The organism is Streptomyces sp. NPDC003720 (assembly GCF_042875075.1).
GTDB lineage: Bacteria > Actinomycetota > Actinomycetes > Streptomycetales > Streptomycetaceae > Streptomyces.
The window spans coordinates 558591-582546 of sequence record NZ_JBIANZ010000001.1 but is presented as its reverse complement, the minus strand read 5'-3'; the positions used below and the strand labels follow the sequence as shown (position 1 = coordinate 582546).

The following is a 23956-nucleotide window of genomic DNA, read 5'->3' as shown; positions in this document are numbered from 1 at the left end:
ACAAGATCTACCAGTTCCACTCTCCACCGAACGCCGGGCAGCGGTCCAACAGGAGAATCCGATGGAATTCAGCGGATAGGCTTCTCAATCATGGAACTGCGCCATCTCCAGCACTTCGTCGCGGTCGCCGAGGACCAGCACTTCACCCGGGCAGCCGAGCGCCTCATGGTGTCCCAGTCCGGCCTGTCGGCCTCGATCCGTGCGCTGGAGCGGGAGTTGCGGGCGCCGTTGTTCGTGCGGACCACCCGGCGCGTGACGCTCACCGAGGCGGGGCGTGCGCTGCTGGTGGAGGCCGAGCGGATCCTGGCGCAGGTGCGCTCGGCGCACGAGGCGGTGGCCGCGGTGCAGGGCGTGCTGCGCGGCACGCTGGCGCTCGGCACCGAGCAGTGCATCGCCGGGGTGCACGTGGCGGGACTGCTGGCGGCCTTCCGGCGCCGGCACCCGGACGTGGAGATCCGGCTGCGGCAGTCGGGCTCGGGGGCACTGGCCGAGGAGGTGGCCGCCGGGCGGCTGGACCTGGCCTTCGCCTACCGCACCCAGGCGGACACCGACCAGCTCCGCTCGGTGTCGCTGACCAGCGAGCCCATGACGGTGCTGTGCCATCCGAGCCACCGGCTCGCCGCGGCCGGCGCGGTACTCGCGCCGGACGACCTGGCCGGCGAGGTGTTCGTGGACTTCCACCCGGACTGGGGCCCGCGCCGCACCACCGACGCCGCCTTCACCGCGGCCGGGGTCCGGCGCACGGTCGCGCTGGAGGTCAACGACGTGCACAGCCTGCTGGACCTGGTCGACGAGAACCTCGGCATCGCCGTCGTGCCACGCCACTTCCGGCACAAGCGCCCCTCGCTGACGGCGCTGCCGGTGAAGGGGCCGGTCGAGGCGGAGTACGAGACGGTCGCCCTGCTGCCCCCGGAGCGAGCCACCAGCCCGGCGGCCCGGGCCCTCGTAGCGCTCCTGGACGCGGACGGCACGGCTGTCTGACGGGGGCGGTCCGGCGCGAACGGAGACGCCGGCCGGTGCGGGGACGGCCCGGAGGCACGGACGGGAACGGCCCGGCGGCCCGGCGGCCCGGGAACCGACACGCAGCCCGGGCGGGAAGGGTCCGGCGCCCGGGGGCGACTGCGGGCCGGCGGCCTGCGAGGAACGGACCCGCGGACTCAAGGCCGGACAGCCCCGCGGCTCGGGCGGGGATGGCCGAGCGGCCTAGCGGAAACAGACCTGCGGCCCGGGCGGGAACGGCCCGGCGGTCCTGGGAGAGAACGAAGACACGGCCCGGGCGGGAACGGACCCACGGCCCGGGGCGGGAACGGACCCACGGCCCGGGCGGGAACGGACCCACGGCCCGGGCGGGAACGCCGTCGCGGCCCGGGCGGTGAGGCGCCGGCGACCCGCGCGGCAGGAGTCCGGAGGCCCGTGTGGCAAGTGTCCGGCGGCCCGCGCGGCAAAGGCCTGGCGGCGACACCGGCCGGGCCGTTGCGGGCGCGCGGGCGGGCCTGATGCGCGAGGGTGGACGTCATGCATGCCAAGGACATCCTCATCGACGGCTACGGCCGCATCCAGGAAGAAGTCCACGCCGCCCTGAAGGGACTGGGGCCCGACGAGCTGCTCTTCCGTCCGGCGCCCGGCGCCAACTCCGCCGCCTGGCTCGTCTGGCACCTCACCCGGGTGCAGGACGACCACGTCGCCGACGCCTTCGGCCTCGACCAGGTCTGGCTGTCCCAGGGGTGGGAGAAGCGCCTCGGCCTCGACCTGCCCCGCCACGACACCGGCTACGGGCACGACCCCGACCAGGTCGCGAAGGTGCGGGTCGAGTCCGCCGAACTGCTCACCGGGTACTACGACGCCGTCCACGATCAGACCCTGGCCGCCCTGCGCGGCCTCGCCGCGAAGGACCTGGAACGGATCGTGGACGAGCGCTGGGATCCGCCGGTCACCCTGGGCGCCCGCCTGGTGAGCGTCCTGTCCGACGATCTCCAGCACGTCGGACAGGCCGCCTACCTGCGGGGGCTCGCTCAGAGCGCGGCCGCGTAACCCGGCAGGACCACGTCGTCGATGAGCGCCCGGCGCTCGTCGAACGGGATGAACGCGCTCTTGACGGCGTTCACGGTGACCGTGCGCAGGTCCTCCACCGTCCAGCCGGCCTCCTCGACCAGCAGCGACATCTCCCGGGTCATCGTCGTGCCCGACACCAGCCGGTTGTCGGTGTTGAGGGTGACCCGGAAGCCGAGGTCCTTCAGCGCGGTGATGGGGTGCTCGGCGATCGAGGCGGCGCAGCCGGTCTGGAGGTTGGAGGTCGGGCACATCTCCAGCGGGATCCGCCGGTCGCGCACCCAGCCGGCCAGCCTGCCGAGCTTGCCGTCCACGATGTCCTCGGTGATGCGCACGCCGTGGCCGATGCGCTGGGCCCCGCACACCTGGAGGGCCTGGTGGATGCTGGGCAGGCCGTGCGCCTCGCCGGCGTGGATGGTGAACGGCACGCTCTCGCGGCGCAGGTGCTCGAAGGCGGCCAGGTGGTCGGCGGGCGGGAAGCCGTCCTCGGCCCCGGCGATGTCGAAGCCGACGACACCGGCGTCGCGGTAGGCGACGGCCAGGTCGGCGGCCTCGCGGACCCGGTCGAACATCCGCATGCCGCAGAGCAGGGTGCCGACGCGCACCGGGGTGCCGGCGGCGGCCGCCTTGGCCATGCCGGCGGCGAGGCCCTCCTGGACCGTCTCCACGACCTCGCGCATCGACAGCCCGCCCGCGGTGTTCAGCTCGGGGGCGTAGCGCACCTCGGCGTAGACGACGCCGTCGGCGGCGAGGTCGAGGACGTACTCCTCGGCGACCCGCAGCAGACCCTCGCGGTTCTGCATGACCGCGAGGGTGTGCTCGAAGGTGGCTATGTAGCGGACCAGGTCGCCGGAGTTGGCGGCCTCGTAGTACCAGGCGGCCAGCTCGTCGGGGTCGGTGGTGGGCAGGGTGTGGCCGACCGCGGCGGCGAGTTCCACGACGGTGGCGGGGCGCAGGCCGCCGTCGAGGTGGTCGTGCAGGACGGCCTTGGGCAGGCGGCGGATGACGTCGGTGTCTACGCGCGTAGCGGTCATGGCGGTTCTTTCCTTGGGCGGGTGGTTCCGAGTGGCGGGAGGAAGGTCAGCCGGCGGGCTGGAGCAGGTCCCAGCGGTTGCCGTACAGGTCCTGGAAGACGGCGACCGTGCCGTACGGCTCGTGCCGCGGCTCCTCCAGGAAGGCAACGCCGGCGGCGGCCATCCGGGCGTGGTCGCGGGCGAAGTCGTCGGTGTGCAGGAAGAACCCGACGCGGCCGCCGGTCTGGTCCCCCACCCGGGCGCGCTGCTCCTCGCCCTTGGCGCGGGCCAGCAGCAGGCCGGTGCCGTGGTCCGCCGTGCCCCCACCGCGCGCGTCCGGCTCCACGACGACCCAGCGGGAGCCGTCCGGCCGGGGCTCGTCCTCGGCCAGCCGGAACCCGAGGGCGCCGGTGTAGAAGCGGATGGCCTCGTCGTAGTCGTCCACGACGAGGGTGACCAGGGCAACGCGTCGCATCGGGGCCTTCCGGTGGGGGTGGACTGGCGGGTGAGGTTATACGTAAAACCCCGCGAGCGCCAGTCACTGTCCCGGGGATCGGGCGGAGGCGGGCCGGCGGCCCGTGGTCCGGCGGTCGGGTTACGGGCTCTGGTCGCCCTGCGCGGTCGGGTTACGGGCTCTGGTCGCCCTGCGCGACCTCGACCCGGTGGTGGACGTCGGCCAGTCCGGCCGCGGACGCCACGCAGGAGGCGGCGGCGCACACGAGGAGCAGGGCGGCGATCGAACGGCCGGCCCGGTGGGGAGGTCGCGCGCCGGCCAGCAGGGCCCGGACCCGCAGCGGGACGGGACCCGCCGTCGCGGCGGCGGCGAAGGCGGGCCGCCGGGAGTGGTCGCCCTGGGCCGCGAGGGCGGCGCGGGCGATGGCACGGGCGGTCAGCCGCCGGTCCCCGACCCGGGCGGCGGCGGCCTCGTCGGCGGCGCGCTCGGCGGCGAGCCGGATGCTGTCGCGGACCGGGCGGAGGGCGGGGTGGCAGTGCGCGGCGACCTCGGCCGCGGCGAGGAAGTAGTGGTGGCCGCCCTCGTTGTGCGCCCGCTCGTGCGCGAACAGCGCCTCGCGTTCGGGACCGTCGAGGGAGCGCAGCATGGCGGTGGTGACGACGATGCGGTGCGGGCGGCCGGGCAGGGCGTAGGCGTCCGGGCGGGCGGACTCCACCACGCACAGGTCGCCCGCGGCGGGCCCGCGCCCGGCCTCGGTGCGGGCGGTCCGGAACGCGCGGGTCTGGCGCAGGACGGAGCGGGCCAGGGTCGAGGCGCACACCGCGAGGGCTCCGACGGAGACCGCGGCGGCGGGCAGGACCACGAGGTCCGAAGCGGTGCGCAGGGGGTGTATCAGCTCACCGAGCGCGGCGAACAGCGGCACCTTGAGCAGGCCCGTCAGCAGGAAGACGCCGAGCGTGCCCAGCGAGCAGCCGGCCAGCACGACCGCGCACGCGGTGACCGCCCACAGCGCGGCCACCGGCGCCAGCCGGTCGAGCGCCCGGCGGGCCAGGGCCGGCAGGGCGAACGGCAGCAGCAGCGGCAGCACGGCCAGGAGAAGGAGCGGGGCGGTCATTGGTCGCCGGGTTCGAGCAGGTCCCGCAGGATGCGCTCGTCGCCCGGGCTGAGCTGGGCGACGAAGCGGGCCAGGACGGTCTCGCGGTCGCTGTCCCGGTCGAGTTCGCTGTGCATCCGGCGGGCGGTGAGGCCCTGGGCGTCCTGGACCGGGAAGTAGGCGTAGCCGCGCCCCTGGCGCCGCCGGTCGACGATGCCCTTGTCGTGCAGCCGGGTCAGGATCGTCGTGACCGTCGTACGGGCGAGACCGCCGCCGAGGCCGTGCTGGACCTCGCCGGGCGTCTGCGGCGTGCCGGCTGCCCAGAGGGCGGCCATCACGCTCGCTTCGAGCTCGCCGGCCGGCCTGCGCGCGTCCCTGGCGTCGGTCATCGGATCGTTCCTCACCCCGTCCTCGTCCACGGCCCGGCGGACCGGCTACGTCAGTGTAGTCGGCCGGGGTCCGGCGCCGCCCGTGCGGGCCTCCGACGGCCCGCGCTGCGTGGCGGCCTTCGGGTGCACGCCCCCGGCTCGCGCGTGGACCCTGGCGCTGTGGCGGCCGGCGGTCAGCCGGCCTGGGAGCGGGCCCCGTCGAGGCGGGCGAGCTGCTCGCCGGTGAGGCGCAGTGCGCCGGCGGCGACGTTCTGGACGAGGTGGGCGGAGTCGCCGGTGCCGGGGATGGCGAGGACGTGCGGGCCCTGGTGCAGGGTCCAGGCGATGCGGATCTGGGCGGGGCTCACACCGTGCTCCCGGGCGACGGACAGGACGGCGTCGTCGTGGGCGGTGGTCGCGCCGTGCTGCCCGGCCGCGCCCGCGACGGCGTAGAAGGGGACGAAGGCGATGCCGTGCTCGCCGCACAGGCGCAGCACCTCGTCGTCGACGGGCTCGGGCCGGTCCAGGGCGTACCGGTTCTGCACGCACACCACCGGCGCGATCTCCAAGGCCTCGGTCAGGTGCCGCGGTTCGACGCCGGAGACGCCGAGGTGCCGGATCAGCCCGGCCTCCCGCAGCTCGGCGAGGGCGCCGAAGTGCTCGGCTATCGAATCCTGGTTCTGACGGCGGTAGTTGACGACGTCGAGGTGGTCCCGGCCGAGCTGGCGCAGGTTCTCCTCCACGTGGCCGCGCAGCTCGTCGGGGCGGGCCGCGGCGGTCCACTCGCCCCGCTCGTCGCGGTGCGGGCCGACCTTGGTGACGATGACCAGGTCGCCGGGGTACGGGGACAGCGCGGTGTTGATCAGTTCGTTGGCGGAGCGCAGGGACGAGAAGTAGAAGGCGGCCGTGTCGATGTGGTTGACACCGAGTTCGACGGCCTTGCGCAGCACGGCGAGGGAGCGTTCCCGCACGCTCGGGGTGCCGAGGTGGAAGGCGGCGCTGCCCGTCAGCCGCATCGCGCCGAGGCCGACACGGTGGACGGGCAGGTCGCCGAGACGGAGGGTGCCGGAGGCTTCCGCGGTGATCGTTTCGGAGGTCATCGGCGGAGTCTCGCACGCGGCGCGCCGCCGGGCACCGGCGATATGCCCCGACGGAACCGCTCGCGCGGCTCCGGCACGCGCGTCGGCGTCGAGCGCGGCACCGTGACCGCTTCCCGGCGTCGCGTACGGTCCAGGCGGCCGGCAGCCCCAGCGTGACGGAGGCCCCCACCCTCCCGCGGTTCCCGTGTCGTGAACCCGCAGTCCGGCGAACGGAGCGGGCGCCCGCCGCGCCACACCCGCCGGGACGGCCGTGTCGCCGGCCGTAGCGGTCAGTCCTCGTCCTGGCCCTGCACCACGACGAGGAAGGCGTCCGACTTCAGATCCATCACCACGGTGGCGGCCTCGCCCTGGGCGCGGCGCGCGGCCGCGTACTCCTCCGCGGGCCACGATCCGCGCGGGGCTCCCGCGGGGAATCGCTCCAACACCTTCGCACTCATGGCGGCTCACACCTCCAGCGTCGGGACCGGCCCGGACCGTTCTCCCGGCCCGTACTCTCCGCCTGCCCGGGACGGCCGCCGTCATGTCCCGGACATCTCCTACGTCCGTGCCGCGCGCACGCCGGACACGTCCCGCATCCGTCCGGCACGCGCGCGTCGAAGAGACGGACAAGGGGAACTCGGCAGGACCCCGGTCAGCGGCACGAAGGGCGGAGACGGATGGACGGCGACGACGTGAAGCGCTGCCTGGTGACGGGCGGCACGGGGTACATCGGCGGCCGCCTCGTCCCGGAGCTCCTCGCCGCCGGATACCGGGTCCGCTGCCTCGCCCGCTCCCCCGGCAAGCTGCGCGACCATCCCTGGGCCGGCGACATCGAGGTGGCACACGGCGACGTCACCGACGCGGACTCCGTCGCGGAGGCCATGCGGGACGTCGACGTGGCCTACTACCTGGTCCACGCCCTCGTCACCGGCGAGGGCTTCGAGAAGACCGACCGCGAGGCGGCCCGGATCTTCGGCGAACAGGCCCGGGCGGCCGGCGTGAAGCGCATCGTCTACCTGGGCGGACTGACCCCCCAGGGCGTGCCCGAGCACGAACTCTCCCCGCACCTGCGGTCCCGCGCCGAGGTCGGCCGCATCCTCATGGACTGCGGAGTGCCCACCGCCGTGCTGCGCGCGGCCGTGATCATCGGCTCCGGCTCGGCCTCGTTCGAGATGCTGCGCTACCTCACCGAGCGGCTGCCCGTCATGGTCACGCCGAGCTGGGTGCACACCCGCATCCAGCCCATAGCCGTACGGGACGTGCTGCGCCTGCTGGTCGGAAGCGCCGAACTGCCCGCGGACGTGAACCGGACCTTCGACATCGGCGGCCCCGACGTCCTCACGTACCGGGAGATGATGGTCCGCTACGCGCAGATCGCGGGGCTGCCGCGCCGGGTGATCCTGCCCGTGCCCGTCCTCACGCCGACGCTGTCCAGCCACTGGGTCGGGCTGGTCACGCCGGTGCCCGCCTCCATCGCCCGGCCGCTTGCGGAGTCGCTGCGCCACGAGGTGGTCTGCCACGAGCGCGACATCGAGGGGTACCTGCCGTACCCGCCCGGGCGGCCGCTGCCCCTCGACACGGCCGTACGGCTGGCGCTGCAGCGGGTCCGCGACGCCCAGGTGGTCACCCGCTGGACGTCCGCCGCGGTGCCCGGCGCGCCGAGCGACCCGCTGCCCACCGACCCCGACTGGGCAGGCGGCAGCCTGTACACGGACGTCCGCGAGACCGAGGTGGACGCTCCGCCCGAGGCGCTGTGGCGGGTCGTCGAGGGGGTGGGCGGGGAGAACGGCTGGTACTCCTTCCCGCTCGCCTGGGCGCTTCGCGGCTGGCTGGACCGGCTGGCGGGCGGCGTCGGACTGCGCCGCGGCCGGCGGGACGCGCAGCGGCTGCGGGTCGGGGACTCGCTCGACTTCTGGCGGGTGGAGGAGATCGTGCCCGGGCGCCTGCTGCGGCTGCGGGCGGAGATGCGGCTGCCGGGGCTGGCCTGGCTGGAGATGTACGTGGAACCCGACGGCGCCGGACGCTGCCGGTACCGGCAGCGCGCGCTGTTCCATCCGCACGGGCTGCTCGGCCAGGCCTACTGGTGGGGCGTCTCCCCCTTCCACGCCGTGGTGTTCGGCGGCATGGCCCGCAACATCGCCCGCGCCGCCGCCACCACCACGCCGCTCCCCCGGCGGAGGGAGCGGGCGGCCGCGCGCTGACGCCCCGCATCCGCCGGGCGCCGTGGACCGGAAGGAACCACCGTCCAGCGCCCGCTCTCCCGCCCGACGCCCCGGAGCCGCACCATGAACGTCTCGGTCGTCCTGTTCACCGCCGACCTGCGTCTGCACGACCATCCGCCGCTGCGGGCGGCGCTGGACGGCACCCGGCACGTGGTCCCGCTCTTCGTGCGCGACCGGGGAGTGGACGAGGCCGGGTACGCGGCGCCCAACCGGCTGGCGTTCCTCGCCGACTGCCTGCGCGATCTGGACGCGGGCCTGCGCGAGCGGGGCGGCCGGCTGGTGCTCCGCTCCGGCGACCTGGTCGAGGAGGTGTGCAAGGTGGTCACCGAGGCCGACGCGGACGAGGTGCACATGGCCGCCGACGTCAGCGGCTACGCGCACCGCCGGGAGGAGCGGCTGCGCCGGGCCCTGGAGGCCGACGGGCGCCGGCTGCACGTCCACGACACGGTGACCACGGCGCTGACGCCGGGCGCGGTGACGCCGGCCTCCTCGGACCACTTCGCGGTGTTCACGCCGTACTTCCGGCAGTGGTCGCAGGCGGGGCTGCGCGACGCGCTCGGCGCGCCCCGGGCGATCCGGGTGCCGGACGGCGTCGGGTCCGAGGAGCTTCCGTCGCGCGCGCGGCTGACGGGGGTGTCCGAGGGGCTGGCCGAGGGCGGGGAGGTGCTCGGCCGCAAGCTGGTCACCGCGTGGCTGCGCCGTGGTGTGGCGCGGTACGAGGACCGGCACGACGATCTGGCCGGCGACGCGACCAGCCGGCTCTCCCCGCACCTGCACTTCGGCACGCTCTCGCCGGTGGAGCTGGTGCACCGCGCCCGCAGGGTGGGCGGCCCGGGCGCCGAGGCGTTCGTCCGGCAGCTCGCCTGGCGCGACTTCCACCGCCAGGTGCTGGCGGCCCGGCCGGCCGCCTCGAGCGCCGACTACCGCACCAAGCAGGACCGCTGGCGCACCGAGCGGACGGCGGGCGGGGACATCGAGGCGTGGCGGGAGGGGCGTACCGGTTATCCGATCGTCGACGCCGCGATGCGTCAGCTCAGGTACGAGGGCTGGATGCACAACCGCGGCCGGCTGCTGGCCGCGAGCTTCCTGGCCAAGACGCTGTACGTGGACTGGCGGGTGGGCGCCCGGCACTTCCTGGATCTGCTGGTCGACGGGGACGTGGCCAACAACCAGCTCAACTGGCAGTGGATGGCCGGCACCGGCACCGACACCCGGCCCAACCGCGTCCTCAACCCGGTCACCCAGGGCAAGCGGTACGACCCGGACGGCGCGTACGTGCGCCACTGGGTGCCCGAACTGGCGGCGGTGCGGGCCCCGTTGGTGCACGAGCCGTGGAAGCTGGCGGGACCGGAGCGGTCGGCGCTGGAGTACCCGGACCCGATCGTCGGCCTGGCCGAGGGGCTGACCCGGTTCAAACGGGCGCGCGGTCGCGAGGGCTGAGACGCGGCCGCCTCTCCCCATCTTCCGGGGTCCGCTCGGTCAGGGCCTACACATAAGGGGGAAACAAGGGCAGAATGCGGAGAAGCGGCGCTTACCGCACGTCCCGTCCGGGCACGGACGGGCCTGCGAGTCACGAAGGAGGCGGGACATGGCCGACGTCTCGCACAGGGGTGACATGGCGACCCACCCCGACATCTCCGAGATGCGGACGCGCTACGCCCGCATGCTCGGCGGCCGCGACGTGGCGCTCGTGGACGGGCCGGTGTTCCTGCTCGGCCTGTACTGCGCGGCGTCCCCGTGGATCCTGCACTACACGGCGAGCCAGCCCGCGCTCGCGACCCACAACCTGATCATGGGCATCGCGATCGGACTGCTGGCCCTGGGCTTCACGACGGCTCCGGCACGGATGTACGGCCTGAGCTGGGCCATGTGCGCCATGGGCGTCTGGATGATCATCGCTCCGTGGATCGTGGGCAGCGGCCCGGACGCAGGCGTGATCGTGAACAACATCGTCATCGGCGCGCTGACCGTGGTCCTCGGGCTGATGTGCGCCGGGACGGCGCAGAAGAGCGCCCCACGAACGTAGAGAGGCCGGCCACCGAGAGACCGGCCGTTGGGAGAAGGGCTCCTGAGTACGGACGCGAGGAAGGAGGACCAGGCGAAGAAAGTGAAGGACACGAAGAATTCGGGGCCGGTCCGCCCGGGCGGACCGGCCTCCCCGTGCCGTCGGCGGCTCCGCGGCCGGCCGGGGGCTCAGCCGACCTCGACGGTCTCGTGTCCGTCCGCCCGCTCCTGGGGGCTCTCCTTCGGCCCGAAGGGCCATGCCCGCTCCCGCCGGGCCCAGATCAGGAAGGCGACGCAGCCGAGGGCCAGCCAGGCCAGGGACCACTCGATCGGGTGGCGGCCCGGGGAGTTCTCGTCCGCGTAGCCGTAGATCACGCACCAGCCGGTGAAGGCCACGGCGGCGGGCAGCGGGTAGAGCCACATCCGGTAGGGACGGCGCAGGGCGGGCCGGCTTCTGCGCAGCACGACGAGGGCCACGATCTGCGCCAGCGCCTGGACGATCACCATGACCGTGGTGAGCAGCTGGATGAGGGTCGCGAGGTCGGTGTGCCGGCCGATCAGGAAGCCGACCGCGGTGATCACGCCCATGGTCGCGAGCCCCAGCACCGGGAAGCGGTGGCGGGCGTGCAGTTTCTCGTACGGCCGGAAGAACACCCGGTCCCTGGCCGCGTCGTACGGCACCCGGGAGCCGCCCAGCAGGCCGGTGAAGACCGAGGCGAAGGCCGTGATCAGGATCAGCACGGTGACGGTGTCGGCGGCTCCCCTGCCCCAGGTCCGCTCCAGCACGGCGGAGGCCACCGAGGTGGAGGCGATGTCGTGCGGGTCGGTCATGCGGTGCCAGTCGACGACGCCGAGGGTGCCGATCTGCAGCAGCAGGTAGATCGCCATGATGCCGAGGATCGACAGGACGATGGAACGCGGCAGGGTCCGGCCGGGGTCCTTGATCTCGGCGCCCATGTAGGCGGTGGTGTTGTAGCCGAGGTAGTCGTAGATGCCGATGGTCAGGCCCGCGGCGAAGCCCGGCCAGAAGCGGTCCGAGGTGACGTCGAGGGCGTGCGCCGGATAGGTGAAGGCCAGGTGCGGGCTGAAGTCGGTGGCCGCGGCGACGATCACCAGGAGCACCGAGGCGATCATCACGGTCCACATCACGGCGGTGATGCGGGCGATGTGCTCGATGCCGCGCCAGAGCAGGAGCACGACCAGGGCGATCACGCCGAGGCCGACGAGGTCGCCCGAGGTCCGGCCGAGGCCGGGCACGAGGTAGCCCAGGTACTGGACGAAGCCGACCACGCCGGTGGACATGATCAGCGGGACGAACAGCATCGCGGTCCACACGAACAGGAACGGCATCAGACGGCCGGTGCGGTGCCGGAACGCCTGGCGCAGGTAGACGTAACTGCCGCCGGAACCGGGCATGGCGGCGCCCAGCTCGGCCCACACCAGCCCGTCGCACAGCGCGAGCACGGCGCCCGCGACGAAGCCGACGACGGCCTGGGGGCCGCCGAACGCGCTCACCATCAGCGGGATGGTCACGAACGGGCCGATGCCGCACATCTGGCTCATGTTGATGGCCGTGGCCTGGAAGGGACCGACACGGCGGACGAAGCCGCCCGCGGGTGGCGGACTACCGAACATGGGGACTCCTGACGCGACGGGCGCGCGGACCGGCGCGCGGCGGCGGTTCGCCCGGCCGGGCCGGCCGGCGGATGAAGTTGTGCCGCCCCACGACGCCGGACGGGCGACAGCCGAGCGGTTCGTGCCGCTGGTCGGGGCGGGCGGGGCCTACGGTCGACGACGCGGCCCGCGCCGCGCGACAGCTCGAGCCAGGTTAGTAAAGTTTCCTGACTTTGCCGGGCTCCTGACGACACAAGGCTGGAGACCGCCGTGTTCGCTCGACCCGCCCCCGGACGCCGGCCGGCCACGGCAGCCGCGCTCCTGAGCCTGCTCGCCGCGCTGTCCACCAGCGCCCGGGCCGCGACGGAGGACGGCGGCCCGGCGCACCGCGAACGGCCGGCCGCGGTGTCCCGCGTGCCCTCCGCGGCCGGCTCCGCCACCCCGCTCGCCGGGTTCGCCGTCCAGTCGACGGCGAAGGTGGGCGACCCGGCGGCGGCCGTCTCCTCACCGGGCTACCGGACCACGGGCTGGCATCCGGCCGGCCCCCGGTCGACGGTCCTGGCCGCCCTGCTCGCCGACGGCGTGTATCCCGACCCCTTCCACTCCACCAACCTGTCGAAGATCCCGCGCAAGGACTTCGACGTCCCCTGGTGGTACCGGTCCGACTTCACCGTCGAGGACACCGCCCGCCGCACCCACCTGGACTTCAGCGGGGTCGTGTCGGCCGCCGACGTCTACGTCAACGGCCACGCGGTGGCCGGGGCGGCGGACGTGACCGGCGCCTACACCCGGCACGAGCTGGACATCACCCCGCTGGTGCGGCCCGGGGCCAACACGGTCGCGTTCCGGATCCGGCCCAACAACCCGGACGCCGACCTCACCATGGGCTGGCTCGACTGGCTGCAGCCGCCGCCCGACCGGAACATGGGCATCGTCCGCGACGTCCTGGTGCGCCGGGGCGGCCCGGTGGCGCTGCGCGACGCGCACGTGGTGACGAGGCTGGAGGTGCCGTCCCTCGCCACCGCCGACCTGACCGTGAAGGCCCAGGCCCGCAACGACTCCGACGAGGCGGTCACCGCCCAGGTGACCGGGCGGGTCGCCGGGACGGCCTTCACCCGGGACGTGGCACTCGCCCCGCACGAGACGAAGACCGTCGCCTTCTCCCCCGCCGACGTCCCCGGTCTGCGCCTCGCGTCCCCGCGCGTGTGGTGGCCGGCCGGCATGGGCGAGCAGCCCCTGTACGACCTGGACCTCACCGCGTCGGTCGCCGGCACGGCCTCGGACACCGCCCACGAGACCTTCGGCGTCCGTGACGTGCAGGCCCCCCTCGACGCCGACGGCGCCCGCCAGTACCGGATCAACGGCCGCAAGCTGCTGATCAAGGGCGGTGGCTGGTCCCCGGACGAGTTCCTGCGCTGGGACCCCGGCTACGCGGCGGACCGGCTCGAGTACGCCCGCGACCTCGGGCTCAACACCCTCCGGCTGGAGGGCCACATCGAGCCGGACGAGTTCTTCGACCTCGCCGACCGCTACGGCCTGCTCGCGCTGCCCGGCTGGGAGTGCTGCGACAAGTGGGAGGGGAACGTCAACGAGGACGGCTCCGGCGAGAAGTGGACCGACGCGGACCACCGGGTCGCCAAGGCCTCCATGGCCGCCGAGGCCGCCCGGCTGCGCGGCCACCCGAGCGTGATCTCGTTCCTGATCGGCAGCGACGCAGCCCCCGACGCGACGATCGAGCGCAACTACCTGGACGCCCTGAAGGCCGCCGACTGGTCCGTCCCGGTGATCCCGGCCGCCTCCGAGAAGTCCTCGCCGCAGCTCGGCCGCTCGGGGATGAAGATGACCGGGCCGTACGACTGGGTCCCGCCCGGCTACTGGTACGCCAAGCGCGAGGGCGGAGCCACCGGCTTCAACTCCGAGACCAGCGCGGGCCCGGACATCCCGACCCTCGACACCCTGCGCCGGATGATGACGCCGGCCGAACTCGAAACCCTCTGGAAGGACCCGGGCGCCCGGCAGTACCACCGTTCACCGTCGTCCGTCTTCGGCACCCTGAAGATCTACGACGCCGCCCTCACCGGCCGCTACGGCGCCCCGAAGGACCTGACCGACTACGTCCGCAAGGCGCAGCTCGCCCAGTACGAGAACGTCCGCGCCCAGTACGAGGCCTACGCGCGCAACGCCACCGACGCGGACAAGCCCGCCACCGGGGTGATCTACTGGATGTTCAACAGCGGCTGGACGTCCCTGCACTGGCAGCTGACGGACCGTTACCTGGACCAGGGCGGCGCCTACTTCGGCGCGAAGAAGGCGAACGAGCCGCTGCACGTCCAGTACTCCTACGACGACCGCTCGGTCGTCGTCGTGAACGGCAGGCACGAGCCGGCGGGCCGGCTCACCGCACGGGCCACCCTGTTCGACCCCGACGGCACGCAGCGCTACGACAGGTCCGTCGCCGGCGTGTCGGTGGACGGCGACGGCGCGCGCCGCACCGCCCTCACCCTGCCCGCGTCGGTGAGCGGCCTGCCCGCCACGTACCTGCTGCGGCTGACGCTGACCGACGAGGACGGGCGGGAGGTGAGCCGCAACGTCTACTGGCTCTCCACCGCACCGGACACGCTCGACTGGGCGCACACCGACTGGTACTACACCCCGACCAGCCGCTACGCCGACCTCAAGGGGCTCGCCTCGATGGCCCAGGCCCCGGTGGAGGCGACGGCGGCGACACGGTCGTCCGGCAACATGTCCACGACGACGGTGACGCTGCGGCACGCCGGGAGCGGGAAGACGCCGTCCCTGTTCACGGACGTGCATCTGGTCGACGACCGGGGCCGGCTGGTGCTCCCGGTGCGCTGGTCGGACAACGAGGCCGGTCTCTGGCCGGGCGAGTCGGTGACGCTGACCGCCACCTACCGGACCGCCGATCTGCACGGCTCGGCCCCGCACGTGCGGGTGTCCGGCTGGAACACCCCGGAGCGGACCCTGCCGGCCGGCTGACCCGGTCCCGACACGGCGCCGGGTCAGGGATCGGCCAGCAGCGGGCCGAGCGGACCCAGGTCGAGGTTGAGGTCGGCCCGGCTCAGACCGTGCTGGGCGCACAGCTCGTCCATCCGCCGGTCGAGCAGCATCAGCGCGGTCCCCAGGCGGTCCTCCTGCTCGGCGCTCAGCGTCCCCTCGTCGAAGCGGCGCACCGCCTGGCGTCCATGAGCTGGCGCAGCAGCTCCACCACGGCCAGGACCAGCGCGGCCAGGTCGTTCGCCACCGCCTCGGGGTCCAGGTCCAGGGCGCGGGCGCGCGGCGCGGTCACAGTAGACGGCGCGCTGGGCCCGGCACCTGGTGCCGGGCCCAGCGCGTGAGCCGGAGGCGTCAGCTCACGTTGAGCGCGGTGTCGTCGATGACGAACGACGTCTGCAGGGTGGAGCCCTCGGTGCCGGTGAACTTGAGCGTGACCGTCTGGCCCGCGTAGCCCGCGAGGCTGAAGCTGCGCTGGGTGTAGCCGTTCGCCGCGTTCAGGTTGGAGTACGTGGCGAGGGTGGAGAGCACCGTGCCGCCGCTGTTGAGGACCTGGGCCTTCAGGGTGTCGTAGGCCGTGGAGGTGGTGGTCTCGGCGGTGTCGATGTGGAGGTAGAAGCTCAGGACGGCGTTCGTGCACCCGGCGGGGATGGTCACCGTCTGCGCGAGCGTGTCGGTGTGGGCGGAGCCGTAGCCGCTCAGCCATGCCTTGTAGGAGCCGGTGCGGGCGGGCTCGCCGGAGTCGTTGCTGATGACACCGCTGGAGCTGGTCCAGGAGGTGGCGCCGGACTCGAAGCCGTTGTTGCCGAGCAGCTGGGCGGCGGTGCAGGTGCCGGTGCCGCCACCGCCTCCCGTGGTGCCGGAGCCGGCCAGCCAGGCGGTGGCGTTGAGCGCGAGGGCCGCGTTGGTGGCGCCGGTGTCGTTCCAGCCGTCGTACAGGGTGTTCCCGGACTGGCCGGTGCCGTCGTCGATGGGTGAGCTGTCACCCCAGAAGGCGACCCGCCCGCTGCCGAAGGTGCTGGTCAGGAAGAAGGCGCCGGTGTTGCCGGAGTAATTGGTGCGGTAGAGCAGGCCCTTGACGCTCGCGTTGTCGGCGGGCTTGAGGGTGGCCGTGGTGCCGCTGGCGATCAGGCTCTTGCTGACCGTGCCGAACGAGCCGTGCAGGACGGGGTCGGTGCTGTCGCTGATCGCCGAGGGGTAGTCGGAGCCGATGCTCAGCGAGTCGATGGAGAAGCCGAACGGGTCGGTGGAGTCGACGCTGTTGTTGGTCATCAGGTCGTTGAGGATCTCGACCGCGTCCTGACCGTCGTTGTTGCGGTCGGCGCCGGTGTGGTCGGAGATCATGAACAGGCCGCCGCCGTTCTTCACGAAGTTCATGATCGCCGTCTTCTCGGCGGTGGTGAACAGCGTGTTGGGCTCGGGCAGCACCAGGGTGTCGAAGTTCGACAGGTCGGTGGCGGACGAGCCGCCGTAGCTCAGACCGGAGCCTGACGGGAGGGTCTTCAGGCTGTAGCCGCCGGCCTTCTGCAGGGACACGCCCCAGGAGGACAGGGCCCCGGTCCAGTCGGTCTCCGCGGACGGGGTGGAGTCCTGGCCCAGCGGGTCGGGCTGGCTGGTGGAGATGATCCAGTCCGCGTTGCCCGCCGTCTCGGCGTGGGCGTTGTCGAACAGGATGCGGTGCGTGGTGGCCGCGTGGGCGGGGGCCGAAGCGACCCCGAACTGCAGTGCCGCGGCGCTGACGAGCAGTCCGAGTCCGGCGAGCGCGGTGGTGAGCGTGCGGGTGGATCTCCTCGATCCGAACATCCGGCGAACCTCCGTGGGAGTGGGGAGAGGCGGTGGGGGCGCCTGGTCTGCGCGCGTAGAGCACGCATGAGGGTTCTACACGCGTCGATCGCTTGAAAGGTACATGGCATAACAGTCGGGTGAACAGAAAGTCCCGGCAATGTCCGCGCCGGCGTGCATCGGGCGGCAGCGGGCAGACGGCACATCGGCGTAAGCGAGAACCGGAGGGTCGACATGGAGATATCGGGCATCGTCAGTGCCATCGTCATCGGCATCATCATCGGCGTGCTGGGCCGGCTCGTCGTACCGGGGCGTCAGCACATCGGCATCCTGTGGACCATCGTGGTCGGCATCGTGGCCGCGCTGGTGGGCTCGGCGATCGCCGCCGGGATCGGCGTCGCGGACACCAAGGGGCCCGACTGGATCGAGTGGCTGATCCAGATCGCCCTGGCGGCCGTGGGCGTGGCCGCGCTGGACCGGGCCAGGGCCCACCGCTGACCCGGCGGTCGGCCTGCGTACGGACGAGCGGTCAGCCTCCGTACAGGTAGGGCGTCGTGGTGCTGAGCGCGTGGAAGCCGACGCGTTCCAGGATCGGGCGGCTCATCGGTGAGGCGTCGACCTGGAGATAGCGGCAGCCGTGGGCGGCGGCGACGCGGGCCCGGTGGGCGACGAGGGCGCGGTAGACGCCCCGGCCCCGCCAGGCCTCGACGGTGCCGCCGCCCCACAGGCCCGCGAAGCGGGCGCCGGGCACCAGCTCCATGCGGGCGGAGCTGACCGGCTCGTCCCCGGCGAGCGCCACCACGGCGACGACCGTGTCCGGGTCGGCGGCCAGCCGGGCCAGCAGCCGGTGCCGCAGACGGCTGCCGTCGGTGCCGAAGGCCGACTCGTGCACCCGCACGACGAGTTCGACGCCGGCCGCGTCGGTCGCCTGGACGATGCGGATCCCGTCGGGTGTTCCGGCGTCCAGGGCCAGTCGGCCGGTCTCGCCGATCAGCAGTGTCTCCTCGGGCTCGGCCCGGAACCCGGCCGCGGCGAGGCGGGCGCCGAGGTCCGCGGGCCGGTCGTGGGCGTAGAGCTTCCACTCGAAGGCGAGGCCGAGGCCGGTGAAGTGGGCGATCTGTTCGCCGATCACACGGTCCGCCGTCGCCTCGTCCAGGTCGGACCAGACAACCCCGTTCCAGCCGTGCGCGTCGCCGGTCTGGCGCACCACGGCGCCGGCCCGCTCGACCCGGGTCCCGGGCCCGTCGGGGCGGGCGCCCTCCCGCATCTCCCGGTCGTACAGGGCGAGCACCGCGGCGTGATCAAGATCCATGCCCCCACTCCAGCACCGGCCTCCCCTGCGGAGCAACGGGGTTTTCCGGTCGCCGGGAGCCGGCGGGGCCCGTAGCCTGCGACGCCGGGAACCGTCGGGTGAGGAGGCCGGGGAGCATGGTGAAGGACAGTGAGCTCAGCCATCTGCGCCGTTGCGTGGAACTCGCGCGCGAGGCGCTGGAGTCCGGGGACGAGCCGTTCGGCTCGGTGCTCGTCGCGGCGGACGGCACGGTGCTCGCCGAGGACCGCAACCGGGTGGCCGGCGGGGACCGCACACGGCATCCGGAGTTCGAACTGGCCCGCTGGTCGGCGGCCCACCTGACGCCGGCGGAACGGGCGGCCGCGACGGTCTGCACCTCGGGCGAGCACTGCCCCATGTGCGCGGCCGCGCACGCCTGGGTGGGGCTCGGCCGCATCGTGTACGTCGCCTCGTCCGAGCAGCTCGGCGCCTGGCTGACCGAACTGGGCGTACCCGCACCCCCGGTACGGCCGCTGCCGGTGCGTGAGGTCGCCCCCGGGGTGACCGTCGAGGGCCCGGTACCCGAACTGACCGAAGAGGTGCACGACCTCCACCGCCGCTTCCACGCCGGGCGGGGCTGAGCGGCGGGCGGGGTGCCGGGGCTGGTGGCGGGTGTGCTGTGGGTCAGCCGAGTTCGAGTGTGGTCACGCCGAACACGCGTTCCTGGGCGTGGGTGCGAACCGGGCCCGTGTACATGCGGGCCGTCTCGAACGAGGGACTGAAGCCGGCCTCCTCGACGAGGGCGATCGCGTCCGCGTTCGGCTCGGGGACGTCGACGGCGATCTCACGGCCGGCGGCGTCGGCGGTGAGGGCGGCGAACAGCGCCCGGGCGTCGTCCGCGCCGTCGGCGAAGAGGGGGCCGATGCGCAGGGTGTCGTGGCCGGGGCGGATCACCCCGTAGCCGGTGAGCCGGTCGCCGTCGTGGCGGACGAAGGCACGGTGGCCCGGGCCGGTGAGCCACTCGGCGAGGAAGCGGGGGCGCTCCGCGGGCGTGCACAGGGCGTCGTAGGCGGTGACGGCGGGGAGGTCGGCGGGGCTCGCGGGGCGGACGCCGGCGGACAATCCGGCGCCGGTGGCGACGCCGGTGAACCGCACGGTGCGGTGGGCGAGTTCGAAGCCGGACTGGCGGTAGTTGTCCTGCTGGGCGACGACTCCGTCGAGGCCGACGGTACGGTTCCCGGCGTGGGCCAGCGCGGTCTTCCAGGTCGTCAGGCCGTGACCCCGGCCGCGCAGGTCCGGGCGGACGAGGTAGCAGCCGAGGAAGGCGTAGTCGGGGCCCTGGCTGACGACGGAGACGGCCGAGACGGGCTCCCCGTCGATCCGGCCGAGAAAGAAGCCGTCGGGGTCCTGGGCGAAGAAGGCGGGCCCGTCCGACAGCCCGGGGTTCCAGCCCTCGGCCGCCGCCCACCCGCTGATCACCGGCCAGTCGGCGAGCGTGGCCTGGGTGACGACGAGGTCCTGCGGGGCCGGTGCGGTCATCGGTGCGCTCCACTGTCCTGGGGTTCGGGGCTGCCGTGCGGCGCGGCGCTCGGCCGCGCACCGGGCATCCTTCCCGATCACCCCGGCCCCGCGCCATGCCGAGGGCCGTCGCCGCCGGGCCGGCAACCGCCTTTCGGCCATCCGCCGTTGGGGCCCGGACAGCGGTGAGCCCCACCGGGCCGGCGTCCGGTGGGGCCTCGTTACCGATGGGTCAGCGCATGCGGCTCGGCCGGAAACGGCGGTACAGGACCGTTCCGGTGAGCAGCAGGGCCGCGCTGCCGGCGACCGCGGGCGCCGTCATGTCCGCGCCGGTGTGGGCCAGGGTGGCCACGGAGGGCTCCGGGGCGGCCTGCTGGGTGTGCGGGACCGGGTGGGACTTGACCGGCGTGGTGGTCTCCGGCTCCGGCGTGGTGGTCTCCGGCGTCTCCGAGGAGTGGTTGCTGGAGTGGTTGCCCACCGCCGGGTTGCCCACGCCCACCACGTTCACCGAGTTGCCGGTGACGTTCACCGGCACGTGCACGGGGAGCTCGATGGTGTTCCCGGAGATGACTCCAGGCGAGTCCTTGCTGCCGCCGTGCGCGTAGGCGCCGCCGTGGGACGAGGAGGAGCCGGCCTTGTGCGAGCCGCTCTTCTTGTCCCCGTGACCGCCGTTCTCGCAGGCGTTGCCCGCAGAGGGGTTGAGCAGCCCCACGACGTTCACGGTGTTGCCGCACACGTTCAGTGGAACGTGCACCGGAACCTGGATGGTGTTGCCGGAGATCACCCCGGGCGAGCCGGTCGCCGCACCGTCGGCGGAGGCCCCGTCGGCCGCGAACGCAGCGGACACCGGCATCGCCACGGCCATGGCGCCTGAGGCGGCGACGACAGCGAACACACCGTTTCGGGTAGCCCGTCTCATGGATTTCCCTGCTTTCTAGACATCGTCGCGGGCACTTGCCCACACCGGATAGAACGCAGCCGAACCATCGGGGTTATGGCGTATCAGTCTTTCACCCCATTGAGCGACATGGTCTTTCGAGTCGCACGTAAAGTTTCGAATGGCTACCGATCGTCATAGAAAGTGCGAAGAATAGATCATCGACAGTCGTGCCGCTCGCCCGGAGGCGGCCCTTCCGGACCCCGCTTATGGTGAGCGAGGGCGCCGCCCGGCCCCCCGTCGGGTGCTCCCACCGGGAGGCGAACGATGCTGGCCAAGCTGTCCACCCGGCCCGGTGTGCGCACGTGCGCGGGCGCCGGCGCGCTGACCCTGACGCTGCTCGGGTCCGGGCTGCCCATGGCGGCGGCCGAGGATTCGCGGCCCGGCCTGTCCCGCTTCTACGGGCAGAAGGTGGCGTGGGCGGCCTGCGACGGCGCGGACATGCCACGGGATCTGCAGTGCGGGAAGGTGACGGTCCCGCTCGACTACGCCCGCCCCGGCGCCGGCACGCTCGACGTGGCGCTGGCCCGCTACCGGGCCACGGGCCCGTCGCGGGGCTCGGTGCTGCTGAACTTCGGCGGCCCCGGCGGCTCCGGCGTCCATGAGCTGGCGGTGGGCGGCAAGCAGTTCATGGACCTGACCAAGGGCTACGACGTGGTCAGCTTCGATCCGCGCGGCGTCGGCCGGTCCTCCCCCGTGAGCTGCGGCGAGGGCGGCGAGCAGACCTCGGTGGCGACGGGGCAGAACCTCGACCTCACCCGGCCCCAGCCGCTGCTGGAGCGGCTGCGGCAGGCCGCCGAGCAGTGCGCCCGGAACTCCGGTCCGGTGCTGCGGCACATAGGCACCGTGGACGCCGCCCGCGACCTGGACGTCATACGCCAGGCCCTCGGCGACAAGAAGCTCAACTACCTGGGCTTCTCCTACGGGACGCGGCTCGGCGCGGTGTACGCGGCGCAGTTCCCCCACAGGGTCGGCCGGATGACCCTGGACGGAGTCGACACCCTCACCGAACCCCTGTCCGAACAGGGTGTCGCGGGCGCCGAAGGGCTGCAGACGGCGCTGGACGACTTCCTGGACTGGTGTACGACGGACATCGCCTGTCCGTTCGGGCGGGACCGGCGCATGGCCGGGAGCCAGGTGGTCCGTCTGGTGCGCTCGCTCGACGAGGACCCCGTGCCCACGGACTTCGGCGGCGCCTTCTCCGGGCAGGACCTGGCGGGCGCCATCGGTTCCGCCCTGTACAGCCAGGAGCTGTGGCCCACCCTGGAGCGCGCGCTCTCCTCGCTGGTCGACGACGGTGACACCCGGGGCGTTCTCAGCTTCTCCGCCGGCGCCTTCTGGCCCGGCGGCGGCTTCACCCCGCCGATGCGCCGGCCCGGACCGGCCGGGGACCGGGCGGTGGACAGGCGGGACGGCGGGCTCGTGGACTCCGGTGACATCCCGGCCGACAACCTGCCGGCCGCACTGCTGGCGATCAACTGCGCGGACGACCCCGACCGGCCCACCGGAGCCCAGGTCACCAAGGATCTGAAGAGCCTGCGCGCCGCCTACGACCAGGCCTCTCCCGTCTTCGGCCGGTTCAAGCTCACCCAGCTCCTCATGTGCTACGGCCGTCCCAGGGGAACGGACTTCGTCCGGGACCGGGTGAAGGACGTCGACACGGCCAGGATGCTGCTGGTCGGCACGCGCGGCGACCCCGCGACGCCGTACCGCTGGACCGAGGAGACGGCCCGTCGGCTCGGCACGGCGGCCGTCGTGCTGGACAACAGGGGCGACGGGCACACAGGCTACTCGTCGTCCAAGTGCGTGCACCGCAAGGTGGACGACTTCCTGCTGTACGGCTCCCTGCCGGCCGACGGCAGTTCCTGCCCGGCGGACCACAAGGGCTGGACCTCCACGTCCGGCACCGCCCGCTGACAGCCGGCGTGGAGCGAACGGGTGACAGGGGCGGTCGCGGCGCAACCTCCCGGCCGCCCGGATCGTCACATCCGACGAGGCGCGCCCCGGCCCGCCGCACCCGTACCGACCATGACAGGGGAGCCCGCCATGCGCATCCGAGCCGCCGTCGCCGTACCCGTCGTCTGCGCCGCCGTCGCGCTGCTGGGCGCCGCGCCGCAGAGCCAGGCGGCCGGCCGCCGGGCCGGGCCCGTCCGCTGTGCGGAACGGGTGCTGGCCGTACGGGCGAAGGCCGCGTCCGCCGATCCTTCCGTGCTGCGCGTGGCCGTGACCAACCGCGGGGGCCGCACCTGTGTCGTCGACCGGGTGCCCACGATCACCTTCGGCGACCTGGACGGGGCCGCGCTGCCGGTGCCCGAGGGCGGCCGCGGCGCCTACGCGCTCAAGGCGGGCAGGACGGCCTACGCGGCCGTGCGCACGATCGCCGACCTGGCGGACCCCGAGGCCCGGCGGACCGGCTCGGTCACGGTGGCCGCGTCCGCCTCGCAGTGGGGCCGCTCCTTCACCGCCGCCCGTCTTGGCACCGGGACCGAGGTGCTGGTGTGGGAGCCGGTGACCACGTGGTGGCAGCCGACGGCGGCGGCCGCGGACCGGGCCCTCGGCGTCGGCTGAGGCCCGGTCCGGGCGCGCCGGGGCGGCGCTACGGCCGCGGGGCCGCCTCGGGCTCCGGCGGCTGTGCCGCCCCCTCCCCGGGCCCCGGGGTCCTCGCGGGCCGCCCGGTCTCCTCGGTCCCGGGGTTCAGGAACCGGTCGAGGACCGCGGTGAGTTCGGCCGGCTTCTCCACGGGCAGTTCGTGGCCCGCGTCGATGATGCGGACTTCCGCGTCCGGGTAGGCCTTGGCCAGCCGCAGCATCTGCCGCACGGGAAGCTGGATGTCGTGGTAGCCGTGCACCATCAGGGTGGGGGTCCGGATCTCGCCGGCCCGGTCGAGGACGTCGAAGGCGCGCATGGCGCCGTACAGCGTCATGACGACCTCGCGCGGGGTCTGCGCGGACGCGCGGATGTACTCGCGGACCTCCTCGCGCGGATGGCCCGGCGCGAAGGCCCGCTGGATGTTGGCCGTGATGAACAGCTTGTACGGCGCCAGCGTGGAGGCCGCCAAGAGCAGCCCGCGGCCGCGGCTGTAGGTCATCCGGCCGATGGAGTTGACCAGCACCATCCGTTCCACGCGTTCGGGGTGGGACAGCGCGATGGTCTGGGAGATCATGCCGCCCATGGAGTGGCCCACCAGCACGAACCGCTCCACCCCGAGGTGGTCGAGCAGCGCCAGGACGTCCGCGGCCAGCTCCGCGACCGTCCGCACGCCGGCGCCCGTGCTCTCCCCGTGCCCGCGCAGGTCCAGCCTGATCACCCGGCGGCCGGGCGAGAAGTGCGCCACCTGGTGGTCCCAGCGGTGCCGGTCGGCCGTCCAGCCGTGCACGAAGACGAGGGGCACCGCCGCGCCGTCGCGGGGGCCCTCGTCGTCGTACGTCAGTACGGCGCCGGCGACGTCGAGCTGCGGCATGGGGCCTCCTGGGGAGCGGGTCGGGACACGTCCGGTTACTGACGGGTACGGTAACCGGCGGCACCGCCCGCCGTCATCGGC

22 protein-coding genes and 1 pseudogene are annotated in these 23956 nt (G+C 73.6%); 10 read left to right on the top strand and 13 right to left on the bottom strand.

Translation table 11 applies throughout. The features are described 5' to 3' along the window. Window positions 1-90 precede the first annotated feature (90 nt). Entirely contained in the window at window positions 91-981 is an 891-nt protein-coding gene (locus tag ACFYU0_RS02930; RefSeq protein WP_389297370.1) for a LysR family transcriptional regulator, read from the top strand. A 534-nt stretch (window positions 982-1515) separates the two neighbouring features. After that, a complete protein-coding gene (locus ACFYU0_RS02925; protein ID WP_389297368.1) occupies window positions 1516-2031 on the top strand; it encodes a DinB family protein in 516 nt (171 codons plus the stop codon). Here the strand turns inward: ACFYU0_RS02925 and ACFYU0_RS02920 are convergent. The 6 genes from ACFYU0_RS02920 to ACFYU0_RS02895 form a co-directional block, all read right to left on the bottom strand. Next, a complete protein-coding gene (locus ACFYU0_RS02920) occupies window positions 2013-3083 on the bottom strand; it encodes an adenosine deaminase (RefSeq protein WP_351661094.1) in 1071 nt (356 codons plus the stop codon). The genes ACFYU0_RS02925 and ACFYU0_RS02920 overlap by 19 nt on opposite strands. A 46-nt stretch (window positions 3084-3129) precedes the next feature. Next, window positions 3130-3537, bottom strand: coding sequence for a VOC family protein (locus ACFYU0_RS02915; RefSeq protein ID WP_389297366.1), 408 nt, complete (start codon window positions 3535-3537; stop codon window positions 3130-3132). A 151-nt stretch (window positions 3538-3688) separates the two neighbouring features. Beyond that, window positions 3689-4630 (bottom strand): M48 family metalloprotease, encoded by a 942-nt coding sequence (locus tag ACFYU0_RS02910; protein WP_389297364.1) that lies wholly within the window; start codon window positions 4628-4630, stop codon window positions 3689-3691. Next, a complete protein-coding gene (locus ACFYU0_RS02905) occupies window positions 4627-4998 on the bottom strand; it encodes a BlaI/MecI/CopY family transcriptional regulator (protein ID WP_389297362.1) in 372 nt (123 codons plus the stop codon). Before ACFYU0_RS02905 ends, ACFYU0_RS02910 begins: the two co-directional genes overlap by 4 nt. 173 nt (window positions 4999-5171) lie before the next feature. After that, window positions 5172-6077, bottom strand: a complete 906-nt coding sequence (locus ACFYU0_RS02900) for an aldo/keto reductase (protein WP_389297360.1) — start codon at window positions 6075-6077, stop codon at window positions 5172-5174. A 269-nt stretch (window positions 6078-6346) separates the two neighbouring features. Beyond that, on the bottom strand, window positions 6347-6514 hold the full coding sequence (locus ACFYU0_RS02895; protein WP_389297359.1) for a hypothetical protein: 168 nt from the start codon (window positions 6512-6514) through the stop codon (window positions 6347-6349). A 219-nt stretch (window positions 6515-6733) separates the two neighbouring features. Between ACFYU0_RS02895 and ACFYU0_RS02890 the strand changes: the two genes are divergently transcribed. The 3 genes from ACFYU0_RS02890 (at window position 6734) to ACFYU0_RS02880 (ending at window position 10304) form a co-directional block, all read left to right on the top strand. After that, window positions 6734-8257, top strand: a complete 1524-nt coding sequence (locus ACFYU0_RS02890) for an SDR family oxidoreductase (RefSeq protein ID WP_389297357.1) — start codon at window positions 6734-6736, stop codon at window positions 8255-8257. Window positions 8258-8341: 84 nt separating this feature from the next. Continuing rightward, window positions 8342-9718: a cryptochrome/photolyase family protein gene (locus ACFYU0_RS02885; RefSeq protein ID WP_389297355.1), complete on the top strand. Its 1377-nt coding sequence runs from the start codon at window positions 8342-8344 to the stop codon at window positions 9716-9718. A 148-nt stretch (window positions 9719-9866) separates the two neighbouring features. Continuing rightward, window positions 9867-10304 (top strand): SPW repeat protein, encoded by a 438-nt coding sequence (locus ACFYU0_RS02880; protein ID WP_351661071.1) that lies wholly within the window; start codon window positions 9867-9869, stop codon window positions 10302-10304. Window positions 10305-10471: 167 nt separating this feature from the next. Here ACFYU0_RS02880 and ACFYU0_RS02875 read toward each other — a convergent pair whose 3' ends face one another. Then, window positions 10472-11917 carry an APC family permease gene (locus ACFYU0_RS02875; RefSeq protein WP_389297353.1) on the bottom strand — a complete coding sequence of 482 codons (1446 nt, stop codon included), beginning with the start codon at window positions 11915-11917 and terminating at the stop codon, window positions 10472-10474. A gap of 249 nt (window positions 11918-12166) precedes the next feature. Here ACFYU0_RS02875 and ACFYU0_RS02870 point away from each other — a divergent pair, with 249 nt between their 5' ends. Beyond that, complete coding sequence (locus ACFYU0_RS02870) at window positions 12167-14893, top strand: sugar-binding domain-containing protein (protein WP_389297351.1); 2727 nt, start codon at window positions 12167-12169, stop codon at window positions 14891-14893. 23 nt (window positions 14894-14916) lie between these two features. Here ACFYU0_RS02870 and ACFYU0_RS02865 read toward each other — a convergent pair. Together ACFYU0_RS02865 and ACFYU0_RS02860 are read right to left on the bottom strand one after the other, a co-directional pair. Continuing rightward, a pseudogene (locus ACFYU0_RS02865) lies at window positions 14917-15203 on the bottom strand (gas vesicle protein K). Window positions 15204-15262: 59 nt separating this feature from the next. After that, entirely contained in the window at window positions 15263-16711 is a 1449-nt protein-coding gene (locus tag ACFYU0_RS02860; RefSeq protein ID WP_389297349.1) for a hydrolase, read from the bottom strand. Between the two features lie 213 nt (window positions 16712-16924). Between ACFYU0_RS02860 and ACFYU0_RS02855 the strand changes: the two genes are divergently transcribed. Beyond that, entirely contained in the window at window positions 16925-17188 is a 264-nt protein-coding gene (locus tag ACFYU0_RS02855) for a GlsB/YeaQ/YmgE family stress response membrane protein (RefSeq protein ID WP_351661041.1), read from the top strand. Between the two features lie 31 nt (window positions 17189-17219). Here the strand turns inward: ACFYU0_RS02855 and ACFYU0_RS02850 are convergent, their stop codons facing one another. Further along, on the bottom strand, window positions 17220-18002 hold the full coding sequence (locus ACFYU0_RS02850; RefSeq protein WP_389297347.1) for a GNAT family N-acetyltransferase: 783 nt from the start codon (window positions 18000-18002) through the stop codon (window positions 17220-17222). Between the two features lie 116 nt (window positions 18003-18118). On the opposite strand from ACFYU0_RS02850, the gene ACFYU0_RS02845 reads away from it, so the two are divergent. Then, window positions 18119-18601, top strand: a complete 483-nt coding sequence (locus ACFYU0_RS02845) for a nucleoside deaminase (protein ID WP_351661035.1) — start codon at window positions 18119-18121, stop codon at window positions 18599-18601. A 43-nt stretch (window positions 18602-18644) separates the two neighbouring features. Here the strand turns inward: ACFYU0_RS02845 and ACFYU0_RS02840 are convergent, their stop codons facing one another. After that, window positions 18645-19499 carry a GNAT family N-acetyltransferase gene (locus ACFYU0_RS02840; RefSeq protein ID WP_389297345.1) on the bottom strand — a complete coding sequence of 285 codons (855 nt, stop codon included), beginning with the start codon at window positions 19497-19499 and terminating at the stop codon, window positions 18645-18647. Between the two features lie 211 nt (window positions 19500-19710). Next, window positions 19711-20397, bottom strand: a complete 687-nt coding sequence (locus tag ACFYU0_RS02835) for a chaplin (RefSeq protein ID WP_389297344.1) — start codon at window positions 20395-20397, stop codon at window positions 19711-19713. Window positions 20398-20682: 285 nt separating this feature from the next. On the opposite strand from ACFYU0_RS02835, the gene ACFYU0_RS02830 reads away from it, so the two are divergent. Further along, window positions 20683-22332: an alpha/beta hydrolase gene (locus ACFYU0_RS02830; RefSeq protein WP_389297342.1), complete on the top strand. Its 1650-nt coding sequence runs from the start codon at window positions 20683-20685 to the stop codon at window positions 22330-22332. A 129-nt stretch (window positions 22333-22461) separates the two neighbouring features. After that, entirely contained in the window at window positions 22462-22983 is a 522-nt protein-coding gene (locus tag ACFYU0_RS02825; protein WP_389297340.1) for a DUF4232 domain-containing protein, read from the top strand. A gap of 28 nt (window positions 22984-23011) precedes the next feature. Here the strand turns inward: ACFYU0_RS02825 and ACFYU0_RS02820 are convergent, their stop codons facing one another. Beyond that, complete coding sequence (locus tag ACFYU0_RS02820) at window positions 23012-23875, bottom strand: alpha/beta fold hydrolase (RefSeq protein WP_389297338.1); 864 nt, start codon at window positions 23873-23875, stop codon at window positions 23012-23014. Window positions 23876-23956 lie beyond the last annotated feature (81 nt).

What these genes read in the sequence shown, in the direction of transcription:
- ACFYU0_RS02930 (WP_389297370.1), top strand. Translation starts at nt 91, where the DNA reads ATGGAACTGCGCCATCTCCAGCACTTCGTCGCGGTCGCCGAGGACCAG.
- ACFYU0_RS02925 (WP_389297368.1), top strand. Translation starts at nt 1,516, where the DNA reads ATGCATGCCAAGGACATCCTCATCGACGGCTACGGCCGCATCCAGGAA.
- ACFYU0_RS02920 (WP_351661094.1), bottom strand. Translation starts at nt 3,083, where the DNA reads ATGACCGCTACGCGCGTAGACACCGACGTCATCCGCCGCCTGCCCAAG.
- ACFYU0_RS02915 (WP_389297366.1), bottom strand. Translation starts at nt 3,537, where the DNA reads ATGCGACGCGTTGCCCTGGTCACCCTCGTCGTGGACGACTACGACGAG.
- ACFYU0_RS02910 (WP_389297364.1), bottom strand. Translation starts at nt 4,630, where the DNA reads ATGACCGCCCCGCTCCTTCTCCTGGCCGTGCTGCCGCTGCTGCTGCCG.
- ACFYU0_RS02905 (WP_389297362.1), bottom strand. Translation starts at nt 4,998, where the DNA reads ATGACCGACGCCAGGGACGCGCGCAGGCCGGCCGGCGAGCTCGAAGCG.
- ACFYU0_RS02900 (WP_389297360.1), bottom strand. Translation starts at nt 6,077, where the DNA reads ATGACCTCCGAAACGATCACCGCGGAAGCCTCCGGCACCCTCCGTCTC.
- ACFYU0_RS02895 (WP_389297359.1), bottom strand. Translation starts at nt 6,514, where the DNA reads ATGAGTGCGAAGGTGTTGGAGCGATTCCCCGCGGGAGCCCCGCGCGGA.
- ACFYU0_RS02890 (WP_389297357.1), top strand. Translation starts at nt 6,734, where the DNA reads ATGGACGGCGACGACGTGAAGCGCTGCCTGGTGACGGGCGGCACGGGG.
- ACFYU0_RS02885 (WP_389297355.1), top strand. Translation starts at nt 8,342, where the DNA reads ATGAACGTCTCGGTCGTCCTGTTCACCGCCGACCTGCGTCTGCACGAC.
- ACFYU0_RS02880 (WP_351661071.1), top strand. Translation starts at nt 9,867, where the DNA reads ATGGCCGACGTCTCGCACAGGGGTGACATGGCGACCCACCCCGACATC.
- ACFYU0_RS02875 (WP_389297353.1), bottom strand. Translation starts at nt 11,917, where the DNA reads ATGTTCGGTAGTCCGCCACCCGCGGGCGGCTTCGTCCGCCGTGTCGGT.
- ACFYU0_RS02860 (WP_389297349.1), bottom strand. Translation starts at nt 16,711, where the DNA reads ATGTTCGGATCGAGGAGATCCACCCGCACGCTCACCACCGCGCTCGCC.
- ACFYU0_RS02855 (WP_351661041.1), top strand. Translation starts at nt 16,925, where the DNA reads ATGGAGATATCGGGCATCGTCAGTGCCATCGTCATCGGCATCATCATC.
- ACFYU0_RS02850 (WP_389297347.1), bottom strand. Translation starts at nt 18,002, where the DNA reads ATGGATCTTGATCACGCCGCGGTGCTCGCCCTGTACGACCGGGAGATG.
- ACFYU0_RS02845 (WP_351661035.1), top strand. Translation starts at nt 18,119, where the DNA reads ATGGTGAAGGACAGTGAGCTCAGCCATCTGCGCCGTTGCGTGGAACTC.
- ACFYU0_RS02840 (WP_389297345.1), bottom strand. Translation starts at nt 19,499, where the DNA reads ATGACCGCACCGGCCCCGCAGGACCTCGTCGTCACCCAGGCCACGCTC.
- ACFYU0_RS02835 (WP_389297344.1), bottom strand. Translation starts at nt 20,397, where the DNA reads ATGAGACGGGCTACCCGAAACGGTGTGTTCGCTGTCGTCGCCGCCTCA.
- ACFYU0_RS02830 (WP_389297342.1), top strand. Translation starts at nt 20,683, where the DNA reads ATGCTGGCCAAGCTGTCCACCCGGCCCGGTGTGCGCACGTGCGCGGGC.
- ACFYU0_RS02825 (WP_389297340.1), top strand. Translation starts at nt 22,462, where the DNA reads ATGCGCATCCGAGCCGCCGTCGCCGTACCCGTCGTCTGCGCCGCCGTC.
- ACFYU0_RS02820 (WP_389297338.1), bottom strand. Translation starts at nt 23,875, where the DNA reads ATGCCGCAGCTCGACGTCGCCGGCGCCGTACTGACGTACGACGACGAG.